The organism is Cupriavidus sp. 10L45 (assembly GCF_056395225.1).
Genome location: NZ_JBFTJC010000011.1, coordinates 107,366 through 122,094 on the forward strand (window position 1 = coordinate 107,366; position 14,729 = coordinate 122,094).

The window sequence follows — 14,729 nt, forward strand, 5'->3', positions numbered from 1 at the left end:
CTCGTTCCGGTGTAGCCTGCGTCATTTGGCGCAGGCTGTGTGGCGGGAGCCCCGGCGCAGGGCCGTGGGCCGCCCGCTCCGACACACCGGCGTCGGCTCAACCGCGGCGCGAGATGACCTTGTCGATCAGACCGTAGTCCACGGCCTGGTCGCCGCTCATAAAGTTGTCGCGATCGGTGTCGCGGGCAATCTTCTCGACGGGCTGGCCGGTCACTTCCGACAGGATGCTGTTCAGGCGCTCGCGCAGGTACAGGATCTCGCGCGCCTGAATCTCGATGTCCGAGGCCTGGCCACGCGCGCCGCCCAGCGGCTGGTGGATCATGATGCGCGAGTTCGGCAGCGCGCTGCGCTTGCCCTTGGCGCCAGCCGCCAGCAGGAAGGCGCCCATGCTCGCCGCCATGCCCATGCAGAGCGTGGTCACGTCGGGCTTGATGAACTGCATCGTGTCGTAGATCGCCAGGCCGGCGGATACCGAACCGCCGGGCGAGTTGATGTACAGCGACACGTCCTTATCCGGATTCTCGCTCTCGAGGAACAGCAGCTGGGCCACGACCAGGTTTGCGGTCTGGTCGTTCACTTCGCCGACCATGAACACCACGCGCTCCTTGAGCAGGCGCGAGTAGATGTCATACGCGCGCTCGCCCCGGCCGGACTGCTCGACGACCATCGGCACCAGCCCAAGACCCTGGGTTTCCAGAGCAGAGGCCTGCGTCGTGGCGAGACGGTCAAGCAAATCATTGCGGGTCATGCAGGTTCTCCAGGTATTCAGGGAATGCGCCAATCGGCCCCGGCCAGCACTTGCGCGCCAAGCCGGATGCCGCGCAACCGGGGCGCGCCGCGCAATTCGTGCGGCGCGATCCGGTCATGCGAACGCTCAGGCTTGCTGCGCGTTGGTCTCGGCGGTGAGTTCCTCGAACGACACCGACTTGTCCGTGACCTTGGCCTTGTCGCACACGAAATTTACCACGTTGTTTTCGAGCACGTAGGCTTCCATTTCCGCCAGGCGTTGCTGGTCGCCGTAGTACCAGCGCATGACTTCCTTCGGGTCTTCGTAGCTCTTCGCGAAGTCCTCGATTTCCGTCTTGATCTGCTCCGGCTTGGCCTGCAGGCCGTGTGCCTTGACGATCTCGGCCAGGATCAGGCCCAGCTTTACGCGGCGCTCGGCCTGCTGGGTGAACATCTCGGCCGGAATCGGCATGTCCTTGGCGTTCGGCATGCCACGTTGCTCGAGGTCGCGGCGGGCCATTTCCACCAGGCGTTCCTGATCCTGTTCGATCAGGGCCTTGGGCACGTCCAGCTCGCTCACCTTCAGCAGCGCTTCCATGACCTGATCCTTCAGCATGGCGTGCGTGCGGCGCTTGACTTCGCGCTCGAGGTTTTCGCGGATGTCGGCGCGCATCTTCTCGACGCTGCCGTCAGCGATGCCGAGCGACTTCGCGAAGCCGTCGTCCACTTCCGGCAGGTGCGCCCACTCCACCTTCTTCAGCGTGATCGTGAACTCGGCAGTCTTGCCGGCCACTTCCTTGCCGTGGTAGTCGGCCGGGAAGGCCAGCGGGAACGTCTTGCTCTCGCCCAGCTTCAGGCCCAGCGCGGCTTGCTCGAACTCGGGCAGCATGCGGCCTTCGCCCAGCACGAAAGCGAAGTCATCGGCCTTGCCGCCAGGGAATTCCACGCCGTCGATCTTGCCGACGAAGTCCAGCGTCACGCGGTCGCCATTCTTGGCGGCGTCATCGGCACCACCGTCGCCATGGGCGCCGGCTTCGCCGCGCACGTGGTAGTGCACGCGCTGCTTGCGCAGGATGTCGATGGTCTTGTCGATCTCGGCGTCGCCGATTTCCGTCTGAGTACGGGTCACTTCAGCCGTGGCCAGGTCGCCCAGCTTGACTTCCGGGTACACCTCGAAGGTGGCTTCGAACGCCACTTCGTCTTCCGACACGCCGTCGGTCTTCAGGTCGAACTTAGGCTGGCCGGCAACCTTCACGTCCTGGGCCTGCGTGATGTCGAAGAACTTGCGGGCGGCCTTGTCGAAGCGCACTTCGAACTCGACCTGCTGGCCATATTGCTTCTCGACCATCTTCATCGGCACCTTGCCCGGGCGGAAGCCGGACATCTTCACCGTCTTCGACAGGCGCACCAGGCGTTCCTGGGTTTCCTTCTGCACTTCGGCCTTGGGAATAGCCAGGGTTACCTTACGGTCCAGCTTGCCGAGGTTTTCAATGACGTTCGACATGGTCGTTAATCCAATCCAGAAATGTAGTTTTAAGCGCAACCGCCTGCGCACCGGCCTGGCCGCGGCCAGTGAAACCTACGGAATCCCGACGCGAACGAAGGGCTTCCGCGCAAACGGAAAACGGGGATTATCGCACGGTTTTTGTTCGCTTCCGGCAGTTTTTACCCTGACGCGTCCGAGGCCGCCCCGGGATCGATAGCCGGCGCGTCCGCCGTGTTGCCGTGCCGCAGCGCCCGCAGCAGCAGCCGGGCGGGGTCGACGGCATCGGCCAGATCCGACTCGATGGGCAACGGTTCGCCCTCGATCTGGCTGGCAATCAACTCCGCGCCCAGTGCGGCCCATGTGAGGCCGCGCGACGCATACGCAAGTGCCGCGTAGAGCCCCGGCATCCGGGGCAGGTCCCGCAGGTGGGCGCCGCGCAGTGGCCCGGACCGGGCCAGCGCCTGCGCCTCATCCGCGAGGGGGCCGATCAGCGGCAGGCGGTTGTGCGTCACGGTGCGCACGCCGACGTAGCCGGTCAACTGCGCGGGATCGAGATGGGCGATGTCGGCGGCACGGTCCGGCAGCAGCGTGGCGAGGCGCTCCAGGTTGGCGGCGTGGACCTCGGGACGCTCGGCCAGCGGGCCTTCGTCAGCGTCATAGCTCGAGCCGATGCGCGCCCCGCCCTCCGGGGCCTGCGGCAGCAGGTAGCCGCCCCCGGTCACCACGCAGTCGGGCCAGCGACCCATCGCCGCGACCTGCGCCGGGGAGAGATCGGTCAGCTGTCCACGCACCCGGCGCAGGGCCAGAAAACGGTTGGAGACGAGCCGTTCGGCCTCATGGGCATTGGCCAGCACCAGGACCGGCGCCTCAGCCAGCACGCTGCCATCGGCCGCCCTCGCCTGCCAGGCGCCATCCACATATTCGATCGCGGCCACCCGGCAGTTGAACCGCGCATCCAGGGCCGCGCCGGCCTTGTCGAGTTGGGCGCGGCAGATGTCGGGCGGCGCCACCCATCCGCCACGCGGGAACCAGAGCCCGCCGCGCGCCACCGTGGCATCGTGGCGCACAGCCGCTTCGGTGGGGTCCATCCACCTGACGAACGATTCGGGGAAGCCCAGGGCGGCCAGCGCCGCCTGCTGGGCCGCACTATCGGCATCACCCTCCCCGATCTGGAGCACGCCGCAGCCATGCCAGTTCACCGGGTGCCCCGCCGCCGCGAGGGCCGTCCACGCGCGCAGCGCATGAAGATTGCCGGCGCGCGAGAGCCGGGACAACTGGCTTTCGTCAGGCGACACATGGGCATGCATGGCCGCCGCGCGATGGCTGGAGGTCTGGCGCGCCGGGCCATCATGGGCGTCGAACAGCGTCACGCGCCAGCCGCGTGCTGCCAGCCGCTCTGTGACCGCGCAGCCGGCCAACCCCGCGCCGATCACAATGGCGTGACGCTCTCGCCACTCCGCAGCGGGTGTCGGGGCATGGCGCCGGTTCTTCCAGGCTGGGGCGAAGCGCGCCACTGTCATGTCGTGCTTGCCGCCGAAACCTGGCGCCTTGTCGACCTCAAACCCGACTGCCTGCAAGCCGCGCCGCACCGAACCGGACGCTGTATACGTAGCGAGCGTGGCACCGGGCCGGGCCAGCCGGGATACCCCCCGGAAGACGGTTTCGGACCACATGTCCGCGTTGCGGGAGGGGGAGAACCCATCGAGATAGAACGCATCGGCGCCGAGCGCGAGCTTGGGCAGCATTGCGTCGATATCGCCCAGCGCCAGCGTCAGCGTGACCGCACCGCCTTCGAATTCGAGTCGATGCAAGCCCGGCAGCGCATCGGGCCAGGCCGCTTGCAGCGGTTCGGCGAGCGGTAGCAAATCGCCGAGTCCGGCATGCAGCGCCGCCAGTCCATCGCGCGTAAATGGATGTTTTTCAACGGAAACGAAGTGAAGCCGACGGCAGCGGTGCGGATCGTCGCGCCAGGCCTGCCAGGTGGCGAGGAAGTTCATCCCTTGCCCGAATCCGGTTTCCACGATCACGAACTGGTCGCGCCCCGCCCAGTTGCCGGGCAGACCATTGCCACCCAGGAACACGTGATGCGCCTCCGTCAGCCCGCCTTCCGTGCTGTGATAGACGTCGTCGTAACGTGGCGAAAAGGGAATGCCGTCGGGGGAGAGGATCGGCTCGGCGGACTCGAGGGCACGCGGCATGGCAGGCATCGGCGGACGGGACACTTCGGACGGCAACAGCCGCAGGAACGGGCCGTAAAACGGGCTTCCGGGGGCGGCGGATGGTAGCATAGCGCCCTTCGCGCCACGCGCCCGCCCACGCTTTTTTCGCCGACGCTTGCGCGCCGTCATCCCGCTTTATCCCGCCTCATCATGCTCAGTTATCGCCACGCCTTCCATGCCGGCAACCATGCCGATGTCCTCAAGCACGCCGTCGTGGTCCAGTTGCTGGAGCACCTGACGCAGAAGGACAAGGCGTTCTGGTACATCGACACCCATGCCGGCGCCGGCCTCTACGCGCTGGACCACGCCTACGCGCAGAAGAAGGCCGAGTTCGAAACCGGCATTTCGCGCATCTGGCAGGCTGCCGCCGATGGCCAGACCCTGCCCCCGTTCCTGGACGAATTCCTGGACCAGGTGCGCGCCCAGAACCCGGACGGCAACCTGCGTCACTACCCGGGTTCGCCATGGCTGGCCTGGCAGATGCTGCGCGATCAGGACCGCCTGCGGCTGTTCGAGCTGCACAGTACCGAGATCCAGGTGCTACGCGACAATTTCCGCGGCGCGGGCCGCAAAGTCATGCTTTACGACGGCGACGGCTTCAATGGCATCAAGGCCATCCTGCCGCCGCCGCCGCGCCGCGCGCTGGTGCTGATCGACCCCTCATACGAAGACAAACAGGACTACGCGCGTACCGTGCAGGCCCTGGAAGACAGCCTCGAACGGTTTGCAACTGGCGTTTATGCGATCTGGTATCCGCAGGTGCAGCGGCGCGAGTCGATCCAACTGCCGGCGCAGCTGATGCGCCTGCCGCTGAAGAGTTGGCTGCATGTGACGCTGACTGTGAAGCATCCGGTGGAAGGCGGGCTCGGCCTGCATGGCAGCGGGATGTTCATCGTCAACCCGCCATGGCGGCTCAAGGAGACGATCGAGGAGGCGATGCCGCTGCTGGTGGATTTGCTCGGTCAGGATGCCGGCGCAAGCTACACGCTGGAATCGCTCGATAACTGACCCCGGCGCGCGTCAGGCCCGGGGCTCATTCCGATGGGCCGACAGACTGGGCCAGACCCGCGTCAGTGCGGCATGCACCAGCAGGCCCAGCGCCAGCCCGGCGGCGTCGGCGATCAGGTCATGCCAGTCGGACGAGCGGGTCGCCGTCATGCCTTGCAGCCATTCGATCAGCACGCCATAGGCCATCAGGCCGGCCAGCACCGCCGCCATGCGGCCGGCCCAGGCGCGCACGCCAAGCAGCGCGAGCACCCCGAAGGCGAGAAGATGGTTGGATTTGTCCCAGCCCGTGGTCGGCTGTGGCACCGAGAGCGGCAGCAGCGACAGGACCAGCACGGCCACCGCGCAGATCGAGAACAGCAGTCGGTATTGATTCGGGGTCAGGCGCGGCACGGGGATTGGGGCCTATCGACGAGATGTCACGTCCAGAGCATAACAGGCCGCACCGCCACGGCTACGTGGCGTGCCACACGTTCCCGCCGCGCGCTATTGGTAAGTCATGGTAAAGGTCATCGCCGTATTCGCAGTTCCGCCGGTTATCGCCCAGGCGGTCTGGTGATAGCGGGCCCTCAAGGGAATCCGGTAGCTTCCGCCAGCCGTGGGCCAATAGCCAGTAAATGATCGGTTCGCGCCGAGCGGCAGTATGGCGCCGGCATTATCCAGCAATTGCACGCCAACGCCCCGCGCGGTTGAGTTGCTGTCGAGCGCCACGATCGATTTCGCGGCGTCGAGAACCCGCGTGACAGCATCCAGTCGATACTGAATGCCTTGTATCCCCGCCGGGCAGTTGTTGACGTCGATGGCGAACGACGTGGCGGGCGCGGGCGATCCGATCCCCCCAAAATCCATATTCGAGCGCGTGCCCATATTCACCGTGACATTGGGGGTTGAGCAGGCAAGCTCGGAGAACGTGGGATTGCCACTCACTGTGACATCCACGCCAGCCATGGGAAGCTGCTTGTAGAACTCCTCGATGCCAGCCTGTGCGACCCTGCCCGGCAGACTCACTGTGCCGGCCCTGATCGGCCCGGTCTTGACGAAGGCGAAATTCATTCGCGTTCCCCATTGCATCCGTGTCGCGCCGGGATTCGTCGTCCCCATGGTAATGCCCCAGGTCGGCGGCACGCTAACAGGCTTCGCGTTGTCACCGCCATACCACTCGCGCCGCGTCCCTGAATTCACACCGATAACCAGGCCAACGCCCTGTAGATTGGTATTGTAGACATGGTAATTCACGCCATTTTCAATGAATGTCACGCCAGACTGCTGGAGGGTTGACCGATAGTACGGCCCCGCAGGCCGATACGCCGCCAGCATGCAGGTCCACACCTCCCGGCCCATGCTCTGCATGCCTGTCCACGGAGAAATGCGGGCGCCGATCGGCACATCCCGCGCTACCCCGAAGTTGCCCGAGGGCAGCTGGAAGTTGAACACCGAGGGGTTGGGACTGTCGCACGACACGGCCTGGGCCTCCCCCTGCACGAGGGCGAACCACGCCATCACGGCGCCTCCTGTCGTGCGAAGGAGGGTTCTTGTGTGAATCACTGACATATTTACCTGCTTTTGATGCATTACTGGTAAGTCATGGTGAAGGTCATTGCCGTATTGGCGGTGCCTCCCCTTATTACTTCGCCAGTTTTGTAATAGCGTGCCTTTAGCGGAATCTTGTAGCTTCCGCCAGACGTGCGGTTATATCCGGTGAATGGCTTATCCACCCCGAGCGGCAGCACGGCACCGGCGCCATCCAGCAACTGCACGCCAATGCCCTGCGCGTTCGAATTCCCATCGAGGGCCACCACTGAATTGGCGCTATTAAGTACCTGGGTGACGGCATCCACCCGATACTGGATGCCATTCAGCCCCCCGGGACAATTGTTGACGTCAATGGTGAACGCGGTCGCGGGCGCGGCGGACCCCACACCTTGAAAATCCGTGTGCGACCGCGTGCCCATGTTCACGTTGACATTGGGCGTGGTACAGGCCACTTCGGAGAAGGTGGGGCTGCCACTTGCCCTCACATCGACGATGGCTTGCGGATTCCCGTCGTACATTGCGTCAATGCCGACCTGCAGGACAGCACCCGGAAGATTCACCGCGCCGGCTGTAATCGGCCCGGTCTTGACGAATGCGAAACTCATTCGCGTCCCAAACCCCATGGGTTGGCGGCTACTGCTTGTTGTCCCGACGGCAACCTCCCAATTTGTCGGGACGCCGTGCAGCCTCGCGTTATCGCCGCCATACCAATTGCCCCCAGCCCCTGAATTGACGCCGATCACCAGTCCAACCCCCTGGACATTCGTGGTGAAGACCGGAAAACTCTCCCCGCCCTCGGAATAGTGGAGTTGCCCGGCCCGCGGCAGCCCTGCCCGATAAGCCGGCCCGATGTTCACGTCCGCCGGCACAGTGCATCGCCACGTCTGCCTGCCCGCAGTTTGTCTGCTGGTCCACGGGGAAATGCGCGTGCCAACCGGCGCATCCCTTGGCACCGCGAAGGTCCCCACGGGTAGCTGGAAATTGAACACGGCGGGATTGGGACTGTTACACGTGAGACCCTGGGCGTGGGCTTGCCCCTGGGCAAGCGCCAGCCATGCCACCACGGTGATCACCATCGTCCGCCCAAGCTTTGCTGCTGTAATGACTGACATCAAAAATCCTCCGCTGTTGGCATTTGCCTCCGGCTTTCCGGCGGCGATTGCGGGCCGAAGCCGCGCGGCTACAGGCATTGCGCATCGACGGTGGCGATGCCGATCGCGTTGCGCGCATCGGACAGCGCGGGGAGTCGATAGCTGAACTGACATGCCTGCCCCGCGCCATCGGCCGAAGCCACCGTCAACTCGCCGCTATCGCTCTGCAGGCCACGGACGATGATTCGCCCGCCCTGCCCCACCATGCCCACCGATTCGCCCGCGGCGTCGAGCACTTCCCCGCCGAACGGCACCGGCTTGCCATCCGCCGTCCGCACGCGCACGATGGCGGCCCGGCCGGGGTTCGCCGTCTCGAACAACACCTTCACGATTGCGCCGGCGGTCGGGGCGAGTTGTTGCAGCGTCGACTTGAGTTCGACATCCAGCGGCAGGCCCTTGGGATCAATTTCCACCTCGTTTCGGGCAAACGGCATCAGGCTCGACACCACCGCACGCCCCCACGGATCCACCCGCAAGCCATTGCCGCCCCCGACCCGCGCACCGGATGCACCCTTCGCTTCGACGATCGCCAGGGTGTCGCCCAGGCTCGGCGTCAGGACAACGCCGCCGCTGTAGGCAACAACGCCGCCCGAGATACCGGCGGATGCCTGGGTATAGGTGTTGCTCTTGCTGGCACCGCCCGTGAACGCGGCCAGTGTCGACTGATACGACGCGTTCGCACCGACGCTCGTGGCATGGCTCGCGCTGCCCCCTCCGGTGTACCCGGCATTCAAGCCGTAGCTGAATGCGTTGTCGACGCCGTACGATCCAGTCACCGACTGGTTCACCGAGGTAGGCCCCGACGAGCCGGTCTGTACGCTGGTCGTCGAGTACGGTGCCTGCGTGGCCTTGCCCAGCGGAACGCCCAGGCTCAGCATCACGCGACTGTTCCACCTCGCGGTGTTCACGTCGAACTGGCGCGCGGCAGAGACACCATAGTTGACCCGCCGGAAGCTGTTGTTATAGCCAAGCTGGAACTGTGTATCGCGGCCGTTGCGCCGCCAGTAGTCCTGGGTGGATCCACTCACGTAGAAGTTGCCGTAGCCGCCCGGCAGCGCCTGGTTCAGCACCAGTTGCAGCCGGCCGCGTGGGGTGCCGTGCAAGGCCACGCCCATGTCTTTCCGGTCCAGATCGCCCAGGGCGACGGCATCCGCGAGGCTGAGGTACCCGCCCGTGGAGTACCGATAGGCGGCCAGCGTCAGGTTGGTGTTGGTGGGTTCCACCAGCTTGCTCAAGCTCAGCCGCACACTCTGCCCATGACGGTCCGGCTCGCTGCGCAGCCGCGTGGAGGCATGGGTGATATCCGCGCCCAGCGCACCAAAGCGGGTGTTAAGCGCGGCGCCAATCACGCCGGCCGCATAGTCCTGCGCAACCGTCACCCCGCCAAAGCCTGTGATCAGGTTGGTGAAGCCATGCTGCACGGTGGCCTGCATCATCAGCGGCTTGCCATTGCTCGTGGCGCTTCGATACTGGCCCGCGGCCACGCCATAGCGGGTCACGCCCGGCCGCAGAGCATTCACCGCGCCGGCATAGGGCACCTTCGAGATGTGCACGCTGCCATCGGCCTCCGTCACCACCGCTTCGAGGTCGCCGCCATAGCCGGTGGGGTACAGGTCGTTGATCTCGAAGGCGCCGGCCGCGACGTTGGTTTCGTAGATCGTGTTGCCGTTCTGGCGGATCTCCACCCGGGCATTGCTGCTGGCGATGCCGTGCACCACCGGCGCATAGCCGCGCTGCGACTCCGGATACATCCGATCGTCGCTCGACAGTTGCACGCCTCGAAAGCCCACGCTGTCAAACATGGTGCCATCGGTGTAGGCATCGCCAAAGACCAGCTGGCTCTTGATGGAAGCAAGCGAGCGCTGGACAAACGTCTGCGTCGCCTGGTAGCGGGTGCCGGTGCGTTCGTGGTGGGTCAGGCTGCCGTTGTGACGAAAACGCCATGCGCCCGCGTTCACGCCGCCATTCAGCCCGACGAAGCCCTGCGTGGCGGAAAAACCCTGCCCGCTATTGTGATAAACGCTGGCGTTGTAGAGCAGGCGTCCTGCGCTCACACCTTCATCCCAATACTTCGGGTCGATGTAGCCACGCGGCTGGCGGCTCATGGCAACTTGCGGCAGGCTCAGATCGAGGCGCTGCTCACTGCTGTCGAAGTGCGCGACAGCGTCCGGCACCAGTTGCGCGAGCGTCGGGCAGGCAGCGGCATCGTCCAGTAGCGCATTGGCCTCCGGCGTCAGCGCGGCAAGGTCCACGCCGATGCGCTCGAGCAGGGCGCGATCGAAACACGGATGCACCTCGTTTGCTGCGCCGGCCTGGCGCAAGACAACCTCAGTCCGGCCCAGCCAGACTTCGTTGACATGCAGATCCGCCCGGTACGTACCCGGTACGGCCGCATTCCCCTTGCTGAAGCGGCTGACATCCACCCGCCCGTGACCGGGCTGGTGCAGGAAGATATCGTTGAAGGCAACCTCCCCAGCAGTAGGGGTGGCCATTCCATCCGCCCACGCCGAGGCGCTGGTGAACAGCGCGAGCGAAACCATGGTCGGACGCAGGCGGAAACGGGATGCGAGGGGTTGTTTTTGGTGGGACACGGGGATCTTCATCACAAATTCAGACAAGCCGATCCCCTGCCGTATGGCGGCATCGCAAAAACGCTAGATAGGGGATACGTTGGAGGCGTCCTGCGCGGCGACAGCTTCGCCGGCAAGCGCCGCTATTCAGTGGGTCGCGGCGGCTTCGCCGGTGACCGCTCCGCCATGGTCATTGAGGGCGGTGTAATGGACCTTGGGCGCTGCGGACTGCGTGACGTCGCCCTTGAGCGGGAACACCTGGGTTTCGCCCGGGTTCACCATGCCGCCGTCATCGAAGCTGGCGACCTTGCCGTCGCTGCCTTTCACTTCCAGCGCGGTAAAGGAAACGTGGTACGAGGTCGGATTGCGGGCTTCCAGGCTGAACTGATTGCCGGATGCCACCAACCGCCAGGCCACCTGCCCCGGAGCGTCCAGTGCGCTGCCCTTCAGGTTTGCGGGGCGATAGAACATCTTGATGCGCGAGCGGAACGCGAGCTGCAAATGGTTGGTGTTCGCGCCACTGGCTTCGGCCTTGGGCGGGATTTCCAGCACGTTGAGCCAGAACACCGACTCCTTGTCCTGCGGCAGTGGCTCGCCGGTATGGAGGATGCGCAGGGTCTGCGCCTTCTTCGGATCAATGCGCATCACGGGCGGAGTGACCAGAAATGGCACCTCCACGGTAGATGGCGCGGCCTTGGGGTCGCCATTGTCGAGCCAGGCCTGGGTCAGCGCCGGAGCATTTCCCTGATTGGAAAGCTTGATCGTCGCTTCTTTTTCGTTGGCGTTGTACACCACACGCGTGCCGCCGATCACCACCGAAGCGTGGGCGCTCCACGCGGCAGGCAGGCTCAGCACGAGCACGGCTGCGGTCAGTACGGAACGGATTTTCTGGTTGGTGATCATGATTGCACGCGGTATTCAGGAAACAAGGGGTGAAAAGGTGGCGCGACACCGCGCCACCCGATACGGCTTTACTGATAGGCGATGGAGTACATCACGCTGGTATTGGCCGCGCCGGCGGTTGCCGCGCCGGTGGCGACGTACTGGGCGTAGTAGCGCAGCGTGGCGGCACCAGAGGCCAGGGGAACCGACTTCGAGTTTTGCAGGGCATTGGCGAAACCGACGTTGATGTTGGTTTCGTCCGAGGCGTTCTGCAGGCCGATCTGCACGCGCTGGGCGCCGCCTGCGGTGAGGTTCAGGCGACCCGTGGAGGCGTCGGTGTTGGGACCCGCCTCAAAGAAGGTGCGCACATTGCCTGCGGTCGGCGTGCAGCCCGACAGCGCGATGCTGAACGGCGTGCGGCCGGCGGTCTTGCCCGCTGCGGAGAGCGAGGACGCCGACACGGTCGGCAGGGCAACCACGAAATTGGTAGCGCCACCATTGATGGCACAAGTCTGCGCCGTGACGTTGCCGGTGAAGGTGATCGTACCGTCGGCGGCTGCAGCCATTTGCGAAGCCATTGCGGTGCCACCAATGATCAAGGCGGAGAGGAGTTTGCTTTTCATGAAGGAATCTATGCAGAGGTAAAACGACTGAGAATCTGGACATTGCGAACATGCGTACGGATGTGGCCAGCCTGTTTGCAGGACGTGTTGCCGTGGTCGGGAACGCTTCGCTGCAATCGAGCGAATAATAGGGAGGACAGCCCGCCCGATAAATCGACGATTCTTTAATTTTCAGACGGGAGAAGACGTGCGAAAGCCGTCACTGGCGTGCGCCGTGACGGCCGAAAATGCAGAGAGAATCACGAAATCCGCTGGTGCGGCGGGGGCTCCGGTGAAGCGCGAATTTCGCGAGCAGTCAGGAGACCATCGCTGGGCGGATGCCTCGGCGCTGGCTCGCCATACTTCGATGCGCGGCCATGGCAAAGCCGAAGGCCATGGCGATCAACACGGCCGCGACCAGGCTCAGGTACTGCCCGCCTGTCGACTGGATTACGACCCCGCCCAGCAGGCCCGAGCAGGCCAGCCCCGTATAGGTAGCCGTATTGTTCAGCGCAAGCACCAGCGGCGCCGTCGTCGGGGACAACTGGACGAGCCGATGCTGTTGCGGAACGATGAGCCCCCATCCGCAAATGCCCCAGATGACCAGCGAAACCAGGGCCGTCGCCGCGTGGCCGGCCATCCACGGCAGCGCACAGAAGTTGAGGATCGCCACCCAGAGCATCGCGTGGATGATGTGGCGGCTCTCGAAGCGGTCCACGAGACGGCCGGCCATGAGGTTCCCGAACGTCGCGGCAACGCCCCACACCAGCAACATCCCAGCCAGAATGCGTTCGTCGCCACCCGTCACGCGCGCCAGCACCACGCCGGCGTAGGTGTAGACCATCAGGAACCCGCCGAACGCGAACAGTGACGTGAGCAAGGTCAGCGCGACGCGCCTGTCACGCAAGGGAGCAAGCCGCTCCCGCAACCGGACGGCCGCTGGCAACGGAACGGACGGCAGCATCGTCCAGACGCCGATCATCGCGACGATACCGAGCGCCGTGACGAACCAGAGCGTTCCCCGCCACCCGCCGAATCCGCCGATAAAGGTGCCGAGTGGCGAGCCCAGCGCCGTGGCCCCCGTCAGGCCGGCTGTGACCGTGGCCAGCGCACGCCCGCGCTTCTCCGGTGCGGCGAGCGCGGCGGCCACACCCAATGCGGTCGGCGAAAACAGCGCGGCGCCGAAGCCTGCCAGCACCCGGCTCAGCAGCACCCACTGGAGGTCGGTAGCGAGCGCGCTGATGGCGTTGCCGATCACGAAAATGCCCAGCGCGGTCACCAGCAGCCGCTTTCTCGGCAAGTTGCCCGCCACGGCGGCCATCACGGGCGCCGCCACGGCATAGGTCAACGCGTAGCAAGTCACCATCAGGCCGGCCATGCTGATCGATGTGTGCAACGAAGCCGCCACGCCGGGCAAGATGCCGGCGACGACGAAGTTGTCCGTGCCCATGGCGAACATGCCCAGCGCCAGTATCAGTAGTCGACGATCCATAGGAGCAACTCGGTGAAATGCGGTTGATATCGATCATATTCGCCGTTGACCGTGTCTCAAATGTCATATATACCGTCAATTCAGGACATGACCCCGGGTATCACCATGCACACGATCGGTTTCGTCGTCTTTCCGAACTTCTATCTGATGGGCCTGGCGGCCGTCACGGCGTTCGAGCTGGCCAACGTCGTCCTCGAAGAGCGGGCCTACGACGTGACGGTGCTGTCGGAGACCGGCGGACTGGTGATGTCGTCGGCCGGCATTCGGGTCGATTCGCAGCCCTTCGGCGACAACGCCTATGACACGGTCATGTTCGGCTCGGGGGTCGAGATCGACATCACTTCCGCCGCGTTGACCGCTTTCGTCGCCCGTTCGCTGAAGACGGCAAGGCGGATTGCGGCGCCATGCACGGGCGCCTTCATCCTGGCGCAGGCGGGCGTCCTGGATGGCCGGCGCGCAACCACCCATTGGCGGTTCGCGCATGACCTGCAGCGCCGCTTCCCGAAGATCGCGGTCGAAGAGGACCAGATTTTCATCGTGGACGGGCCGATCTGGACTTCCGCAGGCATGACGGCCACCATCGACATGGCGCTCGCCATGATCGAGAAGGACCACGGCGCGGAGGTCTCGCGCACGGTGGCGCGCAAGCTGGTCATCTATCATCGGCGCGCGGGCGGCCAGTCGCAGTTTTCCACGTTGCTCGACCTCGACCCGAAGTCCGACAGGATCCAGAAAGCCATCGACCACGCCAACGCCAACCTGCGCCATCCGCTGACGGTGGACGAACTGGCCGATGTCGCCGGGCTCAGTCCACGCCAGTTCAGCCGGGCATTCAGCGCGGAGACCGGTCAATCGCCCGCAAAGGCCGTGGAACACCTGCGCGTGGAGGCGGCGAGGCTGCTGCTGGAGAAAGGCCGACTTTCGCTGGACGTGATCGCGCAGGAAGTCGGATTCTCTGACCGCGAGCGCATGCGGCGCGCCTTCGTCCGCACCACCGGGCAACCGCCGCAGGCAGTTCGCCGCCTGAGCCGGGCCCCTGCCGAGCGATCGGCCTGACACCTTC

General features: G+C 65.0%; 12 protein-coding genes. 2 read left to right on the top strand and 10 right to left on the bottom strand.

Features of this window, described 5'->3' with window-relative positions:
• Positions 1–97 precede the first annotated feature (97 nt).
• The 3 genes from clpP to mnmC form a co-directional block, all read right to left on the bottom strand.
• The gene (clpP, locus tag AC1DFU_RS20275; protein ID WP_092293077.1) at positions 98–748 is read right to left on the bottom strand and encodes an ATP-dependent Clp endopeptidase proteolytic subunit ClpP; all 651 of its coding nucleotides are present in this window, start codon (positions 746–748) and stop codon (positions 98–100) included.
• A 126-nt stretch (positions 749–874) separates the two neighbouring features.
• A complete protein-coding gene (gene tig / locus AC1DFU_RS20280; RefSeq protein WP_092293075.1) occupies positions 875–2,230 on the bottom strand; it encodes a trigger factor in 1,356 nt (451 codons plus the stop codon).
• Positions 2,231–2,391: 161 nt separating this feature from the next.
• Complete coding sequence (gene mnmC, locus AC1DFU_RS20285; protein ID WP_441591057.1) at positions 2,392–4,410, bottom strand: bifunctional tRNA (5-methylaminomethyl-2-thiouridine)(34)-methyltransferase MnmC2/FAD-dependent 5-carboxymethylaminomethyl-2-thiouridine(34) oxidoreductase MnmC1; 2,019 nt, start codon at positions 4,408–4,410, stop codon at positions 2,392–2,394.
• A 171-nt stretch (positions 4,411–4,581) separates the two neighbouring features.
• On the opposite strand from mnmC, the gene AC1DFU_RS20290 reads away from it, so the two are divergent.
• A complete protein-coding gene (locus AC1DFU_RS20290; protein ID WP_092293071.1) occupies positions 4,582–5,439 on the top strand; it encodes a 23S rRNA (adenine(2030)-N(6))-methyltransferase RlmJ in 858 nt (285 codons plus the stop codon).
• Positions 5,440–5,451: 12 nt separating this feature from the next.
• Here AC1DFU_RS20290 and AC1DFU_RS20295 read toward each other — a convergent pair whose 3' ends face one another.
• The 7 genes from AC1DFU_RS20295 to AC1DFU_RS20325 all read right to left on the bottom strand — a co-directional run bounded on the left by AC1DFU_RS20295 (position 5,452) and on the right by AC1DFU_RS20325 (position 13,666).
• Positions 5,452–5,829 carry a VanZ family protein gene (locus tag AC1DFU_RS20295; protein ID WP_441591058.1) on the bottom strand — a complete coding sequence of 126 codons (378 nt, stop codon included), beginning with the start codon at positions 5,827–5,829 and terminating at the stop codon, positions 5,452–5,454.
• Between the two features lie 93 nt (positions 5,830–5,922).
• Complete coding sequence (locus AC1DFU_RS20300; protein ID WP_218158025.1) at positions 5,923–6,936, bottom strand: fimbrial protein; 1,014 nt, start codon at positions 6,934–6,936, stop codon at positions 5,923–5,925.
• Between the two features lie 71 nt (positions 6,937–7,007).
• On the bottom strand, positions 7,008–8,081 hold the full coding sequence (locus AC1DFU_RS20305) for a fimbrial protein (protein WP_441591059.1): 1,074 nt from the start codon (positions 8,079–8,081) through the stop codon (positions 7,008–7,010).
• Positions 8,082–8,149: 68 nt separating this feature from the next.
• On the bottom strand, positions 8,150–10,723 hold the full coding sequence (locus AC1DFU_RS20310; protein ID WP_441591060.1) for a fimbria/pilus outer membrane usher protein: 2,574 nt from the start codon (positions 10,721–10,723) through the stop codon (positions 8,150–8,152).
• A gap of 114 nt (positions 10,724–10,837) precedes the next feature.
• A complete protein-coding gene (locus tag AC1DFU_RS20315; protein ID WP_092293067.1) occupies positions 10,838–11,593 on the bottom strand; it encodes a fimbria/pilus periplasmic chaperone in 756 nt (251 codons plus the stop codon).
• Positions 11,594–11,661: 68 nt separating this feature from the next.
• Positions 11,662–12,195 (bottom strand): fimbrial protein, encoded by a 534-nt coding sequence (locus AC1DFU_RS20320; protein ID WP_092293065.1) that lies wholly within the window; start codon positions 12,193–12,195, stop codon positions 11,662–11,664.
• Between the two features lie 295 nt (positions 12,196–12,490).
• Entirely contained in the window at positions 12,491–13,666 is a 1,176-nt protein-coding gene (locus AC1DFU_RS20325; RefSeq protein WP_092293063.1) for an MFS transporter, read from the bottom strand.
• Between the two features lie 105 nt (positions 13,667–13,771).
• On the opposite strand from AC1DFU_RS20325, the gene AC1DFU_RS20330 reads away from it, so the two are divergent.
• Positions 13,772–14,722 (top strand): GlxA family transcriptional regulator, encoded by a 951-nt coding sequence (locus AC1DFU_RS20330; protein WP_092293333.1) that lies wholly within the window; start codon positions 13,772–13,774, stop codon positions 14,720–14,722.
• The last annotated feature ends 7 nt before the right edge of the window (positions 14,723–14,729 follow it).